Here is a 19,274-nt window from a genome sequence, read left to right as displayed (position 1 = left end):
CTCATGGCGTGCTCCTCGTGGTGCGGATCGGATGACGATCGGCGTAGCGTTGTTCAGAATTGTTGGGAGCTGCGTTCCAGCCCCTTGATGACATCGACTTGCGGCCCGGCTGGCCCTTGCACCACGCGGCGGTGTATGACTGGCCGGGGGGCGGGGGCGGCCACCTGGGCGGCGACCTTGGCATCCAGCAGGCTGGTCTTGGTGGCGCCATCCGTGTTGACGGGCTTGTCTTCGATCTGGTTGCGCAGCACCAGCGACAGGGTGCCCACGCTGCGCGCCAGGTCGAGCTTTTCCGTCTGGTCGGGTGTCAGTTCCAGGGTCACGGCATTGACCACCTTGGGCTTGGTGTCGTCGCGGTTCGATTCCTGCGCAATGGCCAGCACGAGTATGCGTTCGAGCACGATTTTGGAGATGCTGGGATCTCGCCCGGTGCCCGTCTTGGCCGCATCGTCCTGCGTGTTGACGAGAATGTCGACATAGTTGCCGGGCAGGGCGAAGCCTGCCACGCCGACCACGTCATTGACACGCACCGTCATGGCGCGCTTGCCCTCGCCCACCACGGCCGACAGGCCGCCCTGGGTGCCGGGGGGCGCCAGCTTGCTTTCCATGATCGGTTCGCCGTGCTGGATGCTGGTGCGCGTGACGCGCGCATCGAGCAGTTTCGGGTCGTTGATGGCGCCCGGCGGCAGCGCGCTGCTGGGCCAGTCGACCATGCGCACCATTTCCGGCGCGATGCGCGCGCCCAGGCTGATGTCGATCAGGGCGACAGCGACCTTGTTGGTATTGCCCGAGGCCTGGGCATTGATCCAGCGCGCGGCCACGATGACGGCCACGAACGCCAGGATGACCGCGAAGGCCATCATTGTCAGAGCGCGTGCGTTTCTCATTTTGATACTCCTTTATCCAGGACCGCAGCCGGTCCGTTCTGTATGCCGGCGGAGCCGTCGGCGGCGCCGAAATAATTGTTCCAGGCCCAGTGCAACGCCTCGGCCTCGAGCCGCGGCGGGCGGCCCTCATAGCGGGCCACGTCGCACAGTTGGGCCAATATGTCGCGGGGATAGCAAGCCAGCAGGGGCCTTGCGTGCTGGCCGTGCAACTGCAGCAGGTAGTGGTAGGCAGCATGGTTGAAGGTCATGCCGAATTGTTCGCAGACGTGGCGGAACACGGCTTCGTAGTGGTAGCCGCTCAATTCCCCGACATGGATCTTGTAGCCGATACGGCGCAGGAAGGAGTCGTCGGCCAGCTGCTGCGGCGCCAGGTTCGAGGAAAATACGACGATCACGTCGAAGGGGACGGGAAATTTGTAGCCTGTGTGCAGCGACAGATAATCGACGCGGCGCGCCATTGGCACGATCCAGCGGTTCATCAGCTCCACGGGCGAGCAGCGCTGGCGGCCCAGGTCATCGATGATGAAGATACCGTTGTTGGCCTTCAGGTGCGGCGGTGCCTGATACAGGCGGGCACCGGGATCGAATTGCAGGTCGAGCATGTCGAGCGTCAGCTCACCGCCCGTCAGCACGGTGGGGCGCCAGGCGCGTACCCAGCGCGGGTCGGCCGGCGGCGCCACGCCGGTGGCCAGCGTGTGCAGCATGGGGTCGAGGAAGGGTAGCACCTCGCCATCGACCATGACCGCGTGCGGCAGGGCGATGGTGCCGCTGAGCAAACCATGCAGGCGCTCGGCCAGATACGTCTTGCCGCTGCCGGCGGGGCCGTGCAGGAACAGTGCGCGGCCCGAATTCATGGCCGCGCCCAGCTGGTCGAGCACCGACGTGCTGGCCACCACGTCGTGAAACTGCTGCATCATGCTTTCCCGCGTGACGTGCATGTGCGCCACGCTTTGCGCCAGCACCTGCGCGCTGTAGTGGGCCAGCGTGACGGGCGCCGGGCCGCTGTAGGCATTGCGCCGCAAATAGTCGGCGGCGCGCAGGCGGCCCTGGTCGACCAGGTGGTAGTGCTGGTCGGCATCCGTGCCGCTGTAGCCGTTGCGCTGCACTTCGCACAGTTTTTCGGCGCGCATGAAGGTCAGCAGTGGTTCGAGCACGCCGGCGCCCAGTTTGACGTGCGACGACAGGGCAGGCAAGCCGATCTGGCCACGCAGGAACATGACCTTCACCAGCAGTTCCACCAGGAACAGGAAGGGCAGGCCCGTTTCGGCCACGTTGCGTGGTGCGCGCTGCATGGCCGGCATGATGCTGCCGTCGGCAGGCGCTTCTGGGTAGGTATCGGGCATGATGATCGCTCCTTTTGCCGGATGGTGAGGTCAGAAGATGAACGGCAGCAGCCGGTATTTCACTTGCCGCATGTACACGCGGTAGCGCACGTCGGTGGACAGGAAGCGCTCCTCGCGCAGCAGGCGCGCAACCATCATGGCGATTGTCGCGACGTAGGTCACGGCATTGGCGGGCGAGGTATTGGCCAGCAGGTAGCCGCTCAGGGAAATCAGGTAGCTGGCATACAGGGGATGGCGCACCACGCGGTAGGCGCCGCCCGTCTTGATCTCGCGCTGCGCCGCCACCAGGCCGAAGCTGCGATTCAGCGACAGCAGGCCGGCGATCTGCAGCAGGCTGCCGATGGCCAGCAGGTAACGCGCGCCGGGCCAGATGGCCATGTCGGCAGGCGAGAGCAGGAAAGGGGCGAAGGTGGCGCCGATGGCCAGCAGCCAGTCGCCCGCATCGGTGGAAATGCTGACGGGGGCCGAGCGTACGACAAAGAACAGGGCGGCGAGGGTTTCGGCGGCGCAGAACAGCAAATAGCTCCAGTCGTCGCTGTGCAAATAGCCCACCACGTGTGCACTGGCAAAGAATACCCACAGTCCGGCCATGGCGATGCTGGTGAGCAGGCTGGCGCGGCGCGAGTGGCAGAGAGTGGCGAGGGTGTCCATGGTCGGGTCCTGTGGTGGCTGGTCGTCGGAGCGGCGCGTTTCAGCGCAAGCTCCACAGATGGTTGTATTGCAAGAACACCTGCAGCAGGGTGCCGCTGGCAATGGCGAAGGCGTAGGCCAGCTTGCCCGTGGCGGGCGGCGGTTCGGCGATCGTGGCGGCGCCGCCGGCAAGGCTGTGCAGCAGCGCGCCCAGCATCATGTGGTAGGTGTTGCGCAGCACCAGGCGCAGGCGGCGGCCTGCCAGCGCGGCGGCCAGGGCCAGCACGCCGCCGCACAGGAAGGTCAGCAGGGCCGCTTCCAGTACGGCGTCGGGGCCGAGGAAGGCGCCGCACATGGCCATCAGCTTGACGTCGCCGGCGCCCAGGGCGCGCAGCAGATACATGGGCAGCAGCAGTGCCAATCCGGCAGCGGCGCCAGCCAGCGCCTGCAGCAGGCCCAGGCCGCCGAAGTCGACGTCGAACAGGCCGGCGCCGGACGGCACGAAGCTGTTCAGGATCAGTCCCGCCAGCATGCCCCACAGCACCAGCAGGTTGGGGATGCGGCGCGTGCGCAGGTCGTGCCACAGCGCGGCGGCGAGCAGGGTGGCCAGTACGGCCAGGCACAGCAGCATGGGCAGGTGGGCGTTCATGATGTCAGTCCTTCCTTGCTCATGCAGGGCACCGTGGCCATGCTCATGGCGGGTGCCGCTGCCTGGCTGCCCAGCATCCGTCCGACCAGGTGCCACACCAGCGCCGCGCCGGCCGCGCCGACATAACCGTCGAGCGCATAGTGCCAGCCCAGGTGGATGGAGCCGAGCAGTATCAGCACGGCGAAGGCGGACAGCGAGATGCCTGCGGCGCGGCTCACATTCCAGCCCATGATGGCCATCAGCACGGCCGTGGCCACATGCATGCTGGGCATGGCGGAGATGCCCAGATCGCCGTTTGTTCCCTTGCTTTGATAGCCTTGCCATAGCATGTCCTGCACCTGCAGGGCCCACACGGGGACGTGCTGGTTGGTGTCATGCAGGTAGGCCATCAGCGGCGCATACGGATCGCTGGCATGCAGGTGGCCGTAGTAGCAGGGGCCGACCGAGGCGAACAGCACGGCCAGGATGCTGCCCAGGACGATCCAGGTCAGCGCAAAGCTGAGCAGGAACTGCATGCGCAGCAGCGGGCGGCGCGTATCGAGGATGAGCCAGTACAGCACGGCGTAGAACAGGAAGAACCAGAAGTGGTAGCTGAAGTTGAGCAGGCCGGTGACGAGCGGGTGGCCCAGCAGCGGCTGCAGCCTTTCCCATGGGGCTTTGCCGCCATGCAGCGCGATGTCCCAGGCTGACAGGGTGGCATCCCAGGTGTAGGGGTGCAGGCGGGGGATGGCGGCCTTGAAGACGGTGAAGCTGGAGGCGAAGACGGGGATCAGCAGCATGGCCGGCAGCGCGTGCAGCAGGCGCTCGTTGCTCAAGTAGCGGCGCAGGTCGTGGTACAGGTAGTGGCACAGGCGGTGCGGACGTTGCATCACCATGACGCGAATGGTATAGCCGCACAGGATGAAGATGGGACCCGTGAGGATGGCCAAGAGGAAGCCTGCCAGCACGTTGAGGATGTCCGATGGGCTGGGCAGGCTGCCGGCCAGCAGCGCTGCCGCGGTGGCGTACAGCAGCACGATCAGCAGCAGGGCGCGGTGGGTGCGCAGCGAGGCGCGCAGGGTATTCATGACAGGGCCAGGACCACTTGGTCCTTGACGTAGACAAATAGCAGCTTGATCTGGTCGCCGAGCAGGGTGATCGTGACTACCAGCACTGCCGCTATCAGGCTCGTCAGCAGCGCGTATTCGATCGCCGTGACTGCCGATTCATCGGAAAAACGGCTGAAGAGAGATTTCACGATGGGCCTCGCTATGCGTCATCAAGGTGGGCTTGCTGGAGTGTGGCGGGGGCGGTATGTCCGGGCTGGCGCTGGGCAAGCCCGGACTGCGCTGCATCAGCCGTTGGCGGTGGTGAGCTTGGTGCCGATGGTGCTGAAGGTCTTTTTCAGCTGCGTGCCGACGATGGTGACGGCGCCGATGATCACCACGGCAATCAGGGCTGCGATCAGGCCGTACTCAATTGCAGTGACGCCATCTTCTTCGCGGATAAAGTTTTTGATGAGGTTCATGACAACTCCTGGTGGTGGTTAAGGTACAGCGGTGGGTAAAACGACATGGCAGCGTTGCTTCCTGTTGCTTCGATTTGGCGCTCTCATGGGCTTTCGCCCAGTGCCAGCAGTCCGATGATGCAGACCACCGCCATGAGGGCCGCTACCAGTGCATAGCGGTAGAACGCAGCCTTTTGCTTGCCCTGCAAATAGGTGATCAGGGCTGCCGGAAGAAACTTGTCAAGGCGCATGCTGTGCTCCGTGTCGTGGTGGGCCGCGCGGTGATTTGCACTCCGGTAAGATCACTATAGAAGTTGGCAGCTTGATCTACATCAGAAGAACCTCCTTTTATTGCAAGGAGGAACTGCTTGTTTTTTTCGTGACAATTGTCATGGTTGAGTTTGGCGCGCGCAGGCAACGGCCGTGCCGGTGGTTGGCGAAGGGGGCGGCGGGGAGGGAGTGCGCGGCCGTGCTGTGGCCGTCCTGGGGGATTGCGGCGTCAGGCGCCGGGCGGCAATTCGCCCAGCTGGTGCTTGGTGGCGTAGGCGTACAGTTCCAGGCGGTTGTACACGCCCAGCTTGCGGTAGATCGACGTCAGGTGATTGCGCAAGGTGTGTTCGGAGATAAACAGCTGGTCCGCCAGCAGCTTGGCCGGCGTGCCGCTGCCGTGCACCAGCGCGGCGATGATCTTTCTTTCCTTGAGGGTCAGGCTGGCGACGGCGATGGCTTGCGCCGAGCCGCCGCCGGGCTGGGTCAGCTGCGTCAGCATGCGTCCCAGCATTGCGTGTTCCAGCCACAGCTCGCCGTGATACACCTTTTCGATGGCCTTGAGCACCATTTCTGCCGGCGCATCCTTGCTGACGATGCCGCGCGCGCCTTTTAGTACCGTCTGGTCCAGTACGGCCTGATCGTGGCTGGCCGTCAGCACCAGCACGCGCGTGCTGCCGCACTGCGCCAGCGCAGGCAGGATGGCCAGCGAGCTGACGCCGCCCAAGTCCAGATCCAGTACGATCACATCCGGTTGCAGCGCCTTCGCCTGCTCCAGCGCCTCGGCGCTGTCGGACGCCGTGGCGACCACCCGCATGCCCGAGTGCTCGCCGCCGATCAGCCGCTCCAGGCCCCAGAGCATGGTCTTGTGATCGTCCACCAGCATGACGCTGATGGTATGGCTGGCCGGTGGCATGTGGCGTAATTCATTCATATGGGGATCTCGATCTGTACGGAGGTGTTGCCCAAGGTGTTGTGCGTGACCCTGGCGCTGCCACCGAGGGCGGCGGCGCGTTCGGCCAGCGAGTCGGGCAGGAAATCGGGCACGTGCGCGGCCGCGCACTCGTTGTCGATGCTGATGTGCAGCGCGCCTTGCGCGCACGTCAGCTTGACGGCGCCGTGGCGTGCCGACGTATGCTTGCGGATATTGCTCATGCCTTCGTTGACGATCTGAAATACCTCGGCTGCCAGGCGGTCGTTGATGCGCAGGTCGCCCTCGATATGCAGGGTGATGTCGATGCCATAGAATTCGTGGATCTGCGCCGCTTGGCGCCGCAGCGCCACCAGCAGTTCTGGCTCGCTTTGCACCTGGCCGTTCTTGAAGGTGCGCGCATAGCTGCGCAGGTCGGCGATCACCTGGCCCGACATGAGGATCAGTTTTTCCAGTTCAGGCAACAGGGGGTTGCCTGGCAGGGCATCATTGCGCAGGGCGGCCAGGCCGTGGCGCAAGCCGATATACGGCTGGATGGCGGTGTCGTGCAGGTCGCGCGCGATCTTTTCGCGTTCGCGCGAGGCTGCCTGCGATGCCAGGCGGTCGAGCAGTTCGATGTTTTCAATGACGGGAAACGCCTGCGCGCCGATATGGCTGAGGAAAAGGGCGTCGGTCTTGCTCAGGCTGGTCTTGGAAACGATGTAGAGGCGGCCCGTTCCATTGCGCAAAGGCAAGGGCGCGCTGATGAAGGAATGCGCTTCGAGCAGCTCGGCCAGGCTGGCGCCGGCCATATCGCCATGCCGCAGCCAGCGCCCGCTGTCCGCGTCCAGCGTACGCACGCCGCCTGTCCACGGCAGCCAGCTGGACAGGGGGCGGTTGTAGAGCACGATCTTTTCGGGCGGGAATGCCAGCAAGGGGCTGGCCGCCTCATCGCTGAGGATGGCGCTGGTCGTGACCAGCTCCGTTCCCGTATGCACGGCACTGCGCAGCGACCAGTGCGGCGCCCCCTTGTCCTGCATCGCCAGCAGGCAGCTGCGGGCATGAAAATAGCTTCGGGTTTTTTCCAGCACCGAGCTAATGGTCTGGTCGACCCCGAAGCGCGGATTGGACAGCTGGCTGACATCGCGCAGCAGCGCCAGGTGGCTGCGCTGCGTGATGGCCGAGCCGCCCCAGTAAGCGATCATGTAGCCCAGTGCCAGCAAGAATGTGGTGCGCAGCAGCAGGCGCGACAGTTCCGCATTCGTTTCGCTAAACAGGGCGGTGGCGGCGAACAGACCGGCCGAAGCCAGGGTGATGCGCGCGCCTTCCTCGAAGCCCCGCTGGAACGACGAGGTCAGGATGGCAAAGAAGAAAAACAGGAAAAACAGGTTGTTGTGGTTGCTGCTGGAGAATACGATCAGTGCATACCAGGCCACGTCCAGCCAGTACAGCAAGATGTCCTGGGGCAGGCTGAAGTTCATCAGGGCCAGCACGTAGAGCAGCAGGCTGTGCATGGTGTAGGCGGAAAAGATCAGCCAGGTGATCTTGCTCAGCTTGCCTGCGCTTTCGGGGTCGATGAACAGGGTCAGCAAGGTGGCACTGGACAACAGCAGGCGCATGCCATTGACCATGGTCGTATCCAGGCCGGTGCCCGGCAGACGGGATTTGAGGGGCAGGTCGAGGTTCACAAGCACTCCTGGGCGTATCCGCGCAGGAGCGGCGCATGCGCTTGAATGGATACCGCAGATAAACTCTTGTTGTTTTTGCTGCAATCACATATGAGTCTACGCATCCGCCGTAAAGTTGTCTACTGGAATTGCGTAACGGCGTTGCTTTCCTACAGTGGCTGTACCATGACCCTGTTGCGCCCGGCGCCTTTGGCCAGGTACAGGGCGCGGTCGGCGGCGCCGATCAGGGCGGAGGTGGCCAGTTGCTGCTGCGGGTGCTGCGTGGCGATGCCGATGCTGACCGTGATGTGCTTGACCTCATCGCCCGTCTTGGCATGCGGAATACGCAGCTCTGCCGCCCGTTCACGGATCGCCTGGGCCATGCGCAGCGCCTGCGCGGCGTCGGTGTCGGGCAGGATGGCGGCAAATTCCTCGCCGCCATAGCGCGCCAGCAGGTCGGTGGGGCGCTGCAGCATGGCGGCCAGTTCGGCTGCCACGCGGATCAGGCAGTCGTCGCCTTGCTGGTGACCGTAATGGTCGTTGTAATCCTTGAAATGGTCAATATCGATCATCAGCAGCGACAGGGGGCTGCCCGTGCGCATGGCGCGCCGCATTTCCTTCTCGATCGCCACGTCGAAGTGGCGGCGGTTGGCGATGCCCGTCAAGCCGTCGGAAAAGGTTTGCGACCGCAAGACCATGGCCTGTTCACGCAGCAGCTTTTCGCGGCCCACAGCGATGGTGACATCATTGATCTGGATCAGGCAGTGGCGCGGTGAGCCGGGTAAATTGATCGGGGTGACGGCGATGGCTTGCTGCATGCGTTCCTGGCCTTCCACCGCGCCAGCGGCCGTGCCATGCGTATACAGGGCAAATGGCGCCTTGTGCAGGGTTTGCGACAGCAGAGACTGGAAATTGTCGCGCAGGGCCTGGGTGATGGCCGAATCGATGCGCTTGTGCCGCAGTTCCGGATAGACGGTGAAGAAGTCCTGGCCCAGCACGGCGTCGGCCGGGCACGCCGAGTGGCGCTTCATCCAGTGGTTCCACAGCACGATGCGGTGCTGCTCATCGAGCACGATGGCGCCCAGGTTCACGGCGCCAATGATGCTCTCGAGCAGGGCGAGTCGGTGTAAGGCATCCGGCATGATCGTCACGCCTGTCCCAGTACCTTGGCCAGATAGTGGCTGACCTGCTGCTTCAGGTCGTGCAAGGCGGACAGGTCGAGCACGAAGGCGACATAGCCGTGGATCTGGTGCCGGGACAGCACGAAGTCGATATGCAGCATCAGCACGACGGCGTCGTCATCGTGGCCGCCGAAAGATGACAGGATTTCTGCGCTGGTGCCCACGTGGTACAGGGGCAGCGAGCCATGCAGTTCGCTGTCGAACAGGTTGGCCAGGGTACCCACGCAGGAGTTGAGGATGATGTTGCCGATTTCGCTCATCGCCTCCTGTTCCATCTCCGTCAGTTCCTGCAGCGGCATGGCGTCGCCCACCATCAGGCGCACGATTTCCAGGCTCTTGTCTTCCGGGAACATCAGGATGGCCTCGGTGGCGAAGGCGCCATCGTAATGCTGGCTGACGCCGCAGATGCGTTCGCCATCCTTCTTGCTGCCCAGCAGGGCGGCCGCGTCGGCACGGTTCAGGAAGGTGATCGACGGCACCGACATGGTGACTTCTTCGTTGACGATCTCGCTCATCGAGGCGGCCGCATGGCCTACCCCGATGTTGAATATCTCTACCAGGGCATCGTTTTCGAGTTCGGAGAGATTGACCATGCTCACAGTCCCAGTGATTCGATCAGCTGATGGATGCGGGTTTCCGTGATGGGTTTTTCCATGAAGCCCACGCCCAGTTCGCTGGCGCGGTTGCGGATGGCGTTTTGCACATTCGCCGTGACGAGAATGATGTGTGTTTTCGGGCACAGCGCGCGCAATTGTTCCGCCGCCGCCACGCCGCCCATGCCAGGCATGTTGACATCCAGTAATATCAGGGCAGGGCTGGCTGTCTTGACTTTTTCCAGGGCTTCTTCACCCGTCGCCGCCTCAATCACTTGCCAGTCGGCATGTTTACTGAGGATGAACTGATGCGACATCAAACGTGAAACCCTGCTGTCATCGACAACAAGTACCTGCTTACTGTGATTCATTGGCTATTCCTGAAACGTCATATCGGGCTATCGCTCCATTTTCGCATATTTTAAGGGCCATAGAGAGTAATTGAATGGGGAATTGCCCTATGGCAAGCTTTTCCCACTTGCCTGTTGTATCAAATGGAATGGCCGGTCACCATGGCCGGCTAGCCGGGCCGGCAATCCGTTAAAATAGCGCCATTCCCCACTTTAGCCTGAATGTCATGACCCAAGACGAATTGAAGCAAGCCGTAGCCCGCGCCGCCATAGCCTATGTGGTTGAGGGTGAAATCATCGGTGTCGGCACCGGTTCCACCGCCAATTTTTTCATCGATGAACTGGCCAAGATCAAGGACACCATCAAGGGCACCGTCGCGTCGTCCGAAGCGACGGCTGCCCGCCTGGCCGGTCATGGTATTGCCGTCTTCGACCTCAACGACGTCGAGTCGATCGCCGTCTACATCGACGGCGCCGATGAAATCACGGCCAGCGGCGCCATGATCAAGGGCGGCGGCGCAGCATTGACGCGTGAAAAGATTGTGGCTTCCGTAGCGAAGCAGTTCGTCTGCATCGCCGACGGCTCCAAGCTCGTCGAGACCCTGGGTGCCTTCCCGCTGCCGGTGGAAGTGGTGCCGATGGCGCGCGCCGCCGTATCGCGCCAGCTGGCTGCGCTGGGCGGCACGCCCCGCTTGCGCCTGAAGGCCGGCAGCACCGAAGCGTTCATCACTGATAACGGTGGCGAAATCATCGACGTGCTGGGCTTGCAGATCGCCGACCCGGTGGCGCTGGAACAGCAGATCAACCAGATCGTCGGCGTCATCGCCGTCGGCTTGTTCGCCGTGCGCGGCGCCAACGTTTGCCTGCTGGGCACGCCGGAAGGCGTGCGGACGTTGGCATACTGATACGTAGCAGAAATCCGGGGTCAGTCACCGCGTGATCGGAATGCGCCCCACTGGGGCGCATTCCCCCGCCGGGTCTGACCCCAGCCTTCCGTTTGCACCGCCCGGTACACGGCCACGGTGCGCAGCAAACCGCCGAGGAAGATGCCGCTGAAGCTGCCGTAGGCGAGGCAGACTGGCACGACGAAGCCGGTCGCATGGGCAGTCGCCGGGGCGATGGCCAGGGTCACGGCAACCGCATATTTCATGCAGAAGATGCTCATCATCAAGATCAATGGTACCCAGCTGCCAGGGCGCCGCACGCTGCCCCGCTCGGTAATGGGCACGATCTTGTTTGTATCGACCAGCGTCCAGGCCAGCGCCGCACCGGCCAGGGCGCCGGCGGTCCAGGCGAATGGCGCAATGCCGGCCAGGCCGAAGCTGCCGTACACGCCGCTCAGGGACAGGGCCAGCATGACCAGGGGAATGATGCACAGCTTGCGCAAGGTCACTTCACGCGCGCGGCTGGCCAGCACGCCGCGGTAGACGAGAAATCCCAGGATGACCCAGACGTAGAGGGGAGTGTGGCTGAAGATTTGCTGCAACATGGTGTCCGCCCTGGAATGAAGTTGTCGATGGACGTACTGTGCCAGCCGGCGGCAGGGTCGGCGAGGCGCTTGCGACGAAACGGGGATGAGGTGCCGTGAAACGGCGGGGGAGGGCGTGAAACGCAGGTAAAACTGCCCGTGACGTGGTCACGGGCAAGCGATAAAACTTATTCCGTTGGTGGCACGTAGCCCATGGCCGCATCGGCGCCATCACCGAAGAAATGTTTTTCCATTTGCGTGGCCAGGTATTTGCGGGCGCGCGCGTCGGCCAGGTTCAGGCGGTTTTCATTGACCAGCATGGTCTGGTGCTTGAGCCAGGCGGCCCACGCTTCTTTCGACACCGATTCGTAAATCTTCTTGCCCAGTTCGCCCGGGTACGGTGGGAAATCCAGTCCTTCGGCTTCCTTGTTGAGTTTGATGCAGTGGATCGTGCGGGCCATCTGTGCTCCTGAATCAGTATAGAGGTAAAGCGTGATTATAAGGCACTTTGCGCCTGCCCTCGCGGGGCAGTCGCGGCCAGGCCACGCGCCGTTTGCCGGCCCCTTGCGCTGGATCAAATTTGATCTGCGCCGCCCCAGCTAGTAAGATGCCTTATCGCGCCAGCCGCTGGCTGCGCCTCTTCACGGTAAGTAATAACAATTAACCAATATGGAATCCCTATGACCTCAGTGAAAGTCCATGGCATCGATGTCAGCAATACAGGCAGCTTCGTGCTGTTTGGCGGCATTAACGTGCTCGAATCGCGCGATCTTGCCATGCGCGCCTGCGAAGAATATGTGCGCGTGACGCAAAAACTGGGCATTCCATATGTGTTCAAGGCCAGTTTCGACAAGGCCAACCGTTCATCGATTCATTCCTACCGCGGTCCGGGCCTGGAAGAAGGCATGCGCATCTTCCAGGATGTGAAGGCGGCGTTTGGCGTGCCCGTGATTACCGATGTGCATGAGCCGTGGCAGGCGCAGCAAGTGGCCGAAGTGGTGGACGTGCTGCAATTGCCCGCCTTCCTGGCGCGCCAGACGGACCTGGTCGTGGCCCTGGCGAAAACCGGTAAAGTCATCAATATCAAGAAGCCGCAATTTTTGAGCCCTGGCCAGATGGCCAATATCGTCGAGAAATTCAAGGAAGCGGGCAACGACCAATTGATCCTGTGCGACCGCGGCACCTGCCTGGGCTACGATAACCTCGTGGTCGACATGCTGGGCTTTGGCGTCATGAAGAAAACGTGTGACGACTTGCCTATCATCTTCGACGTCACGCACGCGCTGCAGCAGCGCGACCCCGGTGGCGCCGCCTCGGGTGGCCGCCGCCAGCAAGTGGCGGACCTGGCCCGCGCCGGCCTGGCCGTCGGCATCGCCGGCCTGTTCCTGGAAGCCCATCCGGACCCCGACAACGCCCGCTGCGACGGCCCGAGCGCCTTGCCGCTGGACCAGCTGGAACCATTCCTGGCGCAATTGAAGGCGCTCGACGACCTGGTGAAATCGTTCGCACCGCTGAATATCAAGTAATCCTGTTTAAGTAATGAAAAAGCCCGGCATGCCGGGCTTTTTCAGTTTTACAGTGTCTTGATGAGCACTTGGGATTTACGTTGCCAGTTATACATATGCTGGCGGTCCTTCGGCAAATCGTCGACGGTGGCCGGTACGAAGCCCCGTTTCTTGAACCAGTGCGAGGTGCGCGTGGTCAGCACGAAGAGTTTGTTCAGGCCGGCGGCGCGCGCGCGGTTCTCCATGTGTTTCAGGATACGCTCGCCGTCGCCCTGGGCTTGCACTTCCGGGTTGACGGTCAGGCATGCCATTTCCGCCATCTTTTGCGCGGGGAAGGGATACAGGGCGGCGCAGCCGAAGATCACGCCATCATGTTCGATGACGGAGAAATAATCGATTTCGCGCTCGATCAGCTCGCGGCCTCGCTTGACGAGGGTGCCGTCCGCTTCCAGCGGTTCGATCAGCTTGATGATGCCGCCCACGTCTTCGATGGTGGCCTGGCGCAGGCTTTCCAGGTTTTCATGACTGATCATGGTACCCACGCCATCATGGGTGAACAATTCCAGCAGGGCCGAACCGTCCATCGAGAACGGCACGATGTGCGAGCGCTCGACGCCGTTGTGGCATGCCTTGACGCAATGTTTCAGGTAGAACGCAGTGGCATCCGGCAGGAAACCGGCCATCAGCACGGCTTCGGCCTGGTGCGACGACAGTTCGCGGATTTCCACGCCCGTGGCGTCTTCCATCATCGGCGTTTCCGTGATGAAAATCAGTTTGTCCGCGTGCAGGGCGATGGCGGCACTGCAGGCCACGTCTTCCATGGTCAGGTTGAATGCTTCGCCCGTGGGCGAGAATCCCAGCGGCGACAGCAGCACCAGGCCGTCCGAACCGAGGATGGAATGGATGGTTTCGGCGTCGACCTTGCGCGTGATGCCCGTCAGTTCCAGATCCACGCCATCGATCACGCCCAGCGGGCGCGCCGTGATGAAGTTGCCGGAAATGATACGGATGGCCGCATGCGACATCGGCGTGTTCGGCAAGCCCTGGCTGAACGCGGCCTCGATATCGAGGCGCAGTTCGCCGGCGGCCTCTTTCGCGCATTCCAGCGCGGCGATGTCCGTGATGCGCACGCCATTGTGGAAGCGGCCTTCGACGTTACGCAAGGCCAGCTGTTCCGCTACCTGCGGCCGCGAGCCGTAGACAACGGTGACATTGATGTCCAGCGCATGTAGCAGGGACAAATCATGGGCCAGCACCTGCAGCGCCCCGGCGCTGACGAGTTCACCGGGGAAGGCGACCACGAAGGTCTTGCCGCGAAAGGCGTGGATGTAGGGCGCGACCGAGCGCAGCCATTGGACGAATTGGGTAGGGTTTTCCATTAAGCGCATTATAATTCGCTGCGCGATGTGCGCGCTTAAAATACCTGTAAAAAAACAATGTCTTCAGCCAGCAATAAGTCTTCCCCTCCTTCCTCCGTTGCAAATGTGCCCGCCAGCGGGGATGTTTCCACGCCTGCCGCCGCGCCTGCGCAGGGCCGCCAGCGCCCGCCCGTGAGCCAGCAAAGGCCGCAGGCGCCACGCACGGAACAGCAGAAACAGCAACAGCAGCAGCGCGCGCCGCGCCCGCCGCGCGAGGGGCAGGCGCCGCGCAATGACCAGGCTAGCCGCGAAGAGCGCGAGAGTCGCGAGGGCCGTGACGCTGCCCGCGCCGCGCGCGAGGCGGAAAAGGCATTCCGCAATCCGCTGCCGCCGATTACCTATCCGGAAGACTTGCCCGTTTCGGGCCGGCGCGCCGAAATCGCCAAGGCCCTGATGGAAAACCAGGTCATCATCGTCTCGGGTGAGACGGGTTCCGGCAAGACGACGCAGTTGCCGAAGATTTGCCTGGAACTGGGACGTGGCCAGAAGGGCATGATCGGCCACACGCAGCCGCGGCGTATCGCCGCTTCCTCGACGGCCAAGCGCATCGCGCAGGAGCTGGGAACGCCGCTGGGCGAAACGGTGGGTTTCAAGGTGCGCTTTACCGACACCCTGAGCCGTGGCGCCTCCGTCAAGCTGATGACGGACGGTATCTTGCTGGCCGAGACGCAGACCGACCCGTTGTTGAAAAATTACGACACCATCATCATCGATGAAGCGCACGAACGCAGCCTGAACATCGATTTCCTGCTCGGCTATCTGAAACAGCTGCTGCCGCGCCGCCCCGATTTAAAAATCATCATCACCTCGGCCACCATCGATGCGGAACGCTTCTCGCGCCATTTCGGCACGCCGGAAAAGCCGGCGCCCGTGATCGAAGTGTCGGGCCGTTTGTACCAGGTGGAAGTGCGCTACCGCCCCGTGGAACGCGAGCAGGTAGCCATGCCGGGCGCAGGCAGCAATGCCGACAAGCCGGGCCAGCGCACCGCCGCCGCGCGCGAAAAGCGCGACCTGATGGATGCCGTCGTCGATGGCGTGGAAGAGCTGTGCCGCATCGGCTCGGGTGACGTGCTGGTGTTCTTGCCCGGTGAGCGCGAAATCCGCGACTGCGCCGAAGCGCTGCGCAAACACCATCCGCCGCATGTGGAGATTTTGCCCCTGTTCGCCCGTTTGTCCGCCGAAGAGCAGGAGCGCGTGTTCAAGACCAGCAATGCGCGCCGCATCGTGCTGGCGACCAACGTGGCGGAAACCTCGCTGACCGTGCCCGGCATCCGCTATGTGGTCGACGCGGGCCTGGCGCGGGTCAAGCGCTACAGTTATCGGAACAAGGTCGAGCAACTGCAGGTCGAGCCGATCGCCCAGTCGGCCGCCAACCAGCGCGCTGGCCGTTGCGGCCGGGTGGCCGATGGCGTCTGCATCCGCCTGTATGAAGAGCAGGATTATCTGCTGCGGCCCAAATTCACGGAGCCGGAAATCCTGCGCTCCTCGCTGGCGGCCGTCATCCTGCGCATGAAATCTCTGCACCTGACGGACGTGGAAACCTTCCCCTTCATCGAGCCGCCGCTGGCGCGCGCGGTGGCCGACGGCTACCAGTTGCTGCAGGAACTGGGCGCCGTCGATGAAGTCAATAAACTGACGCCGCTGGGCAACAAGCTGGCCAAGCTGCCGCTGGACCCGCGCGTGGGCCGCATGATCCTGGCCGCGCTGGATAACGCCTGCCTGACGGAAGTACTGATCGTCGCCTCCGCGTTGTCGGTGCAGGACCCGCGCGACCGCCCGATGGAGCACCAGCAGGCGGCTGACGAGGCGCACAAGAAGTTTGCCGATGAAAAGTCGGAATTCTTGAGCTATCTTAAAATCTGGCGCTGGTTCGAGTCTGCCATCGAGCACAAGAAAACCAACCGCCAGCTGCAGGACAATTGCCGCACGAATTTCCTGTCGCAGATGCGCTTGCGCGAATGGCGCGACGTGCACTCGCAGTTGCTGACCATCGTCAAGGAACAGGGCTGGCGCCTGAACGAAGCACCTGCTACCTATGATAATTTGCACATGGCCTTGCTGACCGGCTTGCTGGGCAATATCGGTTTCAAGGGCGAGGACGAGCCGGGTGCGGGCTATCTGGGCGCGCGCGGCATCAAGTTCCACATCTGGCCCGGTTCCTCGCTGCTGAAAAAGCCGGGCAAGTGGATCATGGCGGCCGAACTGGTCGACACGACGCGTTTGTACGCGCGCTGCGTGGCGCAGATCCAGCCCGAGTGGCTGGAAAAAGTGGGCGTGCACCTGCTGAAGAAATCGTGGGGCGAGCCGCGTTGGGAAAAGCGTTCGGCGCAAGTGACGGCGTCCGAACGGGCGACTTTGTATGGGCTGGTGGTGTACAGCCAGCGCCGCATCAATTACGGCAATTTCAACTTGCCGGAAGCGCGCGAAATCTTCATCCGCGATGCGCTCGTCGGCGGCGACTTCGACACGCGCGCGCCATTCTTTGCGCACAACCACAAGCTGATCAAGGACATCGAAAACCTTGAGCACAAATCGCGCCGCCTGGACGTGCTGGTCGACGATGAACTGATCGCCGCCTTCTACGACAAGCTGCTGCCGGCCGACGTGTGCAATGGCGCCGGTTTCGAAAAATGGCACAAGGATGCCACGCGCGACAATCCGAAGCTGCTGTATTTGAACCGCGAAGAGCTGATGCGCCACGAGGCGGCAGGCGTGACGACGGATCTGTTCCCGAAAACCATGTCCGTGACGGGCCTGGAAATGGGTCTGACGTACCACTTCGAGCCTGGCAGCGTGCGCGATGGCGTGACGTTGAGCGTGCCGCTGTATGCGCTGAACCAGTTGCCGCGCGAACGCTGCGAATGGCTGGTGCCGGGCATGCTGAAGGAAAAAGTGCATCTGCTGCTCAAGTCCTTGCCGCAAAAGCTGCGTCGCCACTGCGTGCCCTTGCCTGACTATGCGGCGAAATTCTGCGAGCGCGTGCACGAGGCGGGCGTGTTTGGCCGGGGTGACCTGATCGACGCCATCATCCTCGACATCCGCACGCAAATCACGATCAATGTGCTGACGACGGACTTCAAGCCGGAAACCCTGCCTGCCCATCACTTCATGAATTTCAAGGTGATCGACGAGCATGGCCGCCAGCTGGACATGGGCCGCAACCTGGCCACCCTGCAGGCGGAATTCGGCGGCCAGGCGCGCCAGAGTTTCCAGAAGCTGGCCGAAGTGTCGGGCGTGTCCGGCACGGGCACGCCCGGTGCCAATGTGGCGGGCGCGCAAGTGGCGTCGCGGCTGCAGGCGCAAGCCCAGGGTGCCGCCGCCAACGCGGCAACAGGCAAGGGCGGCGCGCCGGCCAAGGGAGCGGCTGCCGCTGCGGCGCCGGCGTCCCCGAATGCCACCGTCTCGCAGCACATGGGCTTGACGGCCTGGACCTTTGGCGAATTGCCGGAATTGCTGGAAATCGTGCAGGGCAAGCTGACCCTGATCGGCTTCCCGGCGCTGGTCGACAAGGGCACGCATTGCGACCTGGAAGTGTTTGACGACCCGACCGTGGCCGCGCGCACGCACAAGATCGGTTTGCGCCGATTGTTTGCGCTGCAAATGAAGGAGCAGATCAAGTACGTCGAGAAAAGCATTCCCGGCTTGCAGCAGATGGGCATGCAGTTCATGGCCCTGGGTTCGCAGGAAGAGTTGCGCGAGCAAATCACCAACAAGGCGCTTGATATTGCTTGTTTGCAAGATCCGCTGCCGCTGGACGCCGCCTCGTTCGCCAAGCGCCAGGCGGAGGGCAAGTCGCGCCTCGTGTTGCTGGTCAATGAAATCGCCCGTTTGCTGTCGCAAGTGCTGACGGAATTCCACGGCTTGCCCAAGCGCCTGCAGAATATTCCCGCTGCTGCGGCGACCGATATCCAGTCGCAGCTGCAGGGACTCGTGCATAAACGCTTCCTGACGGAAAACGAGTACACGCAGCTGGCGCATTTCCCCCGCTACCTGAAGGCGATCAACGTGCGCCTGGAAAAGCTGCGCGCCGACCCCGCGCGCGACACCAAGCTCATGGCCGAATGGCAATCGGCGGCCGCACCATACTTGCGCCAGGCCAAGGACCGCCAGGCCGGCAAGAACACGGACCCGAAACTGGTCGAGTTCCGCTGGATGCTCGAAGAGCTGCGCGTGTCCCTGTTTGCGCAGGAATTGCGTACGCCGATGCCGGTGTCGGCGAAACGGTTGCAAAAGGTATGGGAATCGATGCAGCGGTAGGCCGGATTAGCAGGGCGAAGCCACGCGTAATCCGACGCCATCGTTGGCGCGACGGTGGTGCGGTGTCGCTGGTGGTGTCGGATTACGCAGCTACGCCGCTAATCCGACCTACCCGACCCAGGTTCTACCTCTCATCATCGCTGAGCGAGGAACGTGAGCCCAGGTCGCTGCCAGACTGCATGCGGCCCGCTGCCATGGCGCCGCCGCCATAGAACGCTTCCATCTGCTGGTTCCACGCATCGCTGCTCATGTCGGGCCAGTTGTTCTTGTCGAAACCGGGCGCATCTTTCAGCCGGTTTTTTTCCACATTCAGCAGGAAGCGCTTGTTGACGGGGTCCAGCATCAGGCGTTCCCAGGGCACGGCAAACAGCTTGTCGCCCATGCCCGGAATGCCGCTGAAGGACAGCACGGCATAGGTGATCTGGCCGGTGCGCATGTCGAGCATGATTTCCTTGATGTTGCCCAGTTCCTCGTCGCCGTAATTGTAGACATCGTCGCCGATCAGGGTGTCGACCCCCATCAGGTCCGGCCCAGGGCCGTCGTGGTCGCGGTACATGCCCAGGATGTCGCGGTCCAGATAGCTCATGGTGTTCTCTCCTCGTGAAGGGCTGATCGAGTCCCCAGATTACGCATGCGTACAAGGTCGCGCTTGATCTGCCTCAA

General features: G+C 62.8%; 20 protein-coding genes. 3 read left to right on the top strand and 17 right to left on the bottom strand.

Annotation, left to right across the window (positions count from 1 at the left end):
• Positions 1–53 precede the first annotated feature (53 nt).
• From cpaB to CLU92_RS13855, 13 genes are all read right to left on the bottom strand, one after another.
• Positions 54–887, bottom strand: a complete 834-nt coding sequence (gene cpaB / locus CLU92_RS13910) for a Flp pilus assembly protein CpaB (protein WP_101482355.1) — start codon at positions 885–887, stop codon at positions 54–56.
• Entirely contained in the window at positions 884–2,230 is a 1,347-nt protein-coding gene (locus CLU92_RS13905; protein ID WP_101482354.1) for an ATP-binding protein, read from the bottom strand. Before CLU92_RS13905 ends, cpaB begins: the two co-directional genes overlap by 4 nt.
• Before the next feature lie 30 nt (positions 2,231–2,260).
• Complete coding sequence (locus tag CLU92_RS13900) at positions 2,261–2,881, bottom strand: isoprenylcysteine carboxylmethyltransferase family protein (RefSeq protein WP_101482353.1); 621 nt, start codon at positions 2,879–2,881, stop codon at positions 2,261–2,263.
• Positions 2,882–2,921: 40 nt separating this feature from the next.
• Positions 2,922–3,509, bottom strand: a complete 588-nt coding sequence (locus tag CLU92_RS13895; protein WP_208327691.1) for a prepilin peptidase — start codon at positions 3,507–3,509, stop codon at positions 2,922–2,924.
• A complete protein-coding gene (locus tag CLU92_RS13890; RefSeq protein WP_101482352.1) occupies positions 3,506–4,576 on the bottom strand; it encodes a phosphatase PAP2 family protein in 1,071 nt (356 codons plus the stop codon). Before CLU92_RS13890 ends, CLU92_RS13895 begins: the two co-directional genes overlap by 4 nt.
• Positions 4,573–4,746 carry a Flp family type IVb pilin gene (locus CLU92_RS13885; RefSeq protein ID WP_166674706.1) on the bottom strand — a complete coding sequence of 58 codons (174 nt, stop codon included), beginning with the start codon at positions 4,744–4,746 and terminating at the stop codon, positions 4,573–4,575. Before CLU92_RS13885 ends, CLU92_RS13890 begins: the two co-directional genes overlap by 4 nt.
• 96 nt (positions 4,747–4,842) lie before the next feature.
• Positions 4,843–5,016, bottom strand: a complete 174-nt coding sequence (locus CLU92_RS13880) for a Flp family type IVb pilin (RefSeq protein ID WP_101482350.1) — start codon at positions 5,014–5,016, stop codon at positions 4,843–4,845.
• A gap of 83 nt (positions 5,017–5,099) precedes the next feature.
• Positions 5,100–5,246: a hypothetical protein gene (locus CLU92_RS27810; RefSeq protein WP_166674707.1), complete on the bottom strand. Its 147-nt coding sequence runs from the start codon at positions 5,244–5,246 to the stop codon at positions 5,100–5,102.
• Positions 5,247–5,494: 248 nt separating this feature from the next.
• Positions 5,495–6,196, bottom strand: a complete 702-nt coding sequence (locus tag CLU92_RS13875) for a response regulator transcription factor (RefSeq protein WP_243857966.1) — start codon at positions 6,194–6,196, stop codon at positions 5,495–5,497.
• Positions 6,193–7,860, bottom strand: coding sequence for a sensor histidine kinase (locus CLU92_RS13870; RefSeq protein ID WP_101482349.1), 1,668 nt, complete (start codon positions 7,858–7,860; stop codon positions 6,193–6,195). Before CLU92_RS13870 ends, CLU92_RS13875 begins: the two co-directional genes overlap by 4 nt.
• A gap of 149 nt (positions 7,861–8,009) precedes the next feature.
• The gene (locus tag CLU92_RS13865; RefSeq protein WP_166674708.1) at positions 8,010–8,981 is read right to left on the bottom strand and encodes a sensor domain-containing diguanylate cyclase; all 972 of its coding nucleotides are present in this window, start codon (positions 8,979–8,981) and stop codon (positions 8,010–8,012) included.
• A 5-nt stretch (positions 8,982–8,986) separates the two neighbouring features.
• Positions 8,987–9,613 carry a chemotaxis protein CheC gene (locus tag CLU92_RS13860; RefSeq protein WP_101482347.1) on the bottom strand — a complete coding sequence of 209 codons (627 nt, stop codon included), beginning with the start codon at positions 9,611–9,613 and terminating at the stop codon, positions 8,987–8,989.
• A 2-nt stretch (positions 9,614–9,615) separates the two neighbouring features.
• On the bottom strand, positions 9,616–9,984 hold the full coding sequence (locus CLU92_RS13855; protein WP_101482346.1) for a response regulator: 369 nt from the start codon (positions 9,982–9,984) through the stop codon (positions 9,616–9,618).
• A 206-nt stretch (positions 9,985–10,190) separates the two neighbouring features.
• Here CLU92_RS13855 and rpiA point away from each other — a divergent pair, with 206 nt between their 5' ends.
• Positions 10,191–10,868 carry a ribose-5-phosphate isomerase RpiA gene (gene rpiA, locus CLU92_RS13850; RefSeq protein ID WP_101482345.1) on the top strand — a complete coding sequence of 226 codons (678 nt, stop codon included), beginning with the start codon at positions 10,191–10,193 and terminating at the stop codon, positions 10,866–10,868.
• Between the two features lie 20 nt (positions 10,869–10,888).
• On the opposite strand, the gene CLU92_RS13845 is transcribed toward rpiA, so the two are convergent.
• Positions 10,889–11,497 (bottom strand): DUF6622 family protein, encoded by a 609-nt coding sequence (locus tag CLU92_RS13845; RefSeq protein ID WP_373918933.1) that lies wholly within the window; start codon positions 11,495–11,497, stop codon positions 10,889–10,891.
• Between the two features lie 122 nt (positions 11,498–11,619).
• A complete protein-coding gene (locus tag CLU92_RS13840) occupies positions 11,620–11,892 on the bottom strand; it encodes an oxidative damage protection protein (protein ID WP_034750797.1) in 273 nt (90 codons plus the stop codon).
• Between the two features lie 219 nt (positions 11,893–12,111).
• Between CLU92_RS13840 and kdsA the strand changes: the two genes are divergently transcribed.
• Complete coding sequence (gene kdsA / locus CLU92_RS13835) at positions 12,112–12,957, top strand: 3-deoxy-8-phosphooctulonate synthase (protein WP_071075913.1); 846 nt, start codon at positions 12,112–12,114, stop codon at positions 12,955–12,957.
• A 47-nt stretch (positions 12,958–13,004) separates the two neighbouring features.
• Here kdsA and argA read toward each other — a convergent pair whose 3' ends face one another.
• Positions 13,005–14,315: an amino-acid N-acetyltransferase gene (argA, locus tag CLU92_RS13830; RefSeq protein WP_046685875.1), complete on the bottom strand. Its 1,311-nt coding sequence runs from the start codon at positions 14,313–14,315 to the stop codon at positions 13,005–13,007.
• A 57-nt stretch (positions 14,316–14,372) separates the two neighbouring features.
• Here argA and hrpA point away from each other — a divergent pair, with 57 nt between their 5' ends.
• Positions 14,373–18,611 (top strand): ATP-dependent RNA helicase HrpA, encoded by a 4,239-nt coding sequence (gene hrpA / locus CLU92_RS13825; protein WP_180338517.1) that lies wholly within the window; start codon positions 14,373–14,375, stop codon positions 18,609–18,611.
• Positions 18,612–18,735: 124 nt separating this feature from the next.
• Here hrpA and CLU92_RS13820 read toward each other — a convergent pair whose 3' ends face one another.
• A complete protein-coding gene (locus CLU92_RS13820) occupies positions 18,736–19,197 on the bottom strand; it encodes a PRC-barrel domain-containing protein (protein ID WP_101482343.1) in 462 nt (153 codons plus the stop codon).
• Positions 19,198–19,274 lie beyond the last annotated feature (77 nt).

The sequence above is a fragment of the Janthinobacterium sp. 61 genome (genome assembly GCF_002846335.1).
In the GTDB taxonomy this organism is placed as follows: Bacteria; Pseudomonadota; Gammaproteobacteria; order Burkholderiales; family Burkholderiaceae_D; genus Janthinobacterium.
Note: the sequence above shows the minus strand (reverse complement) of the source record. Positions and strands in the feature narration are given on the sequence as shown.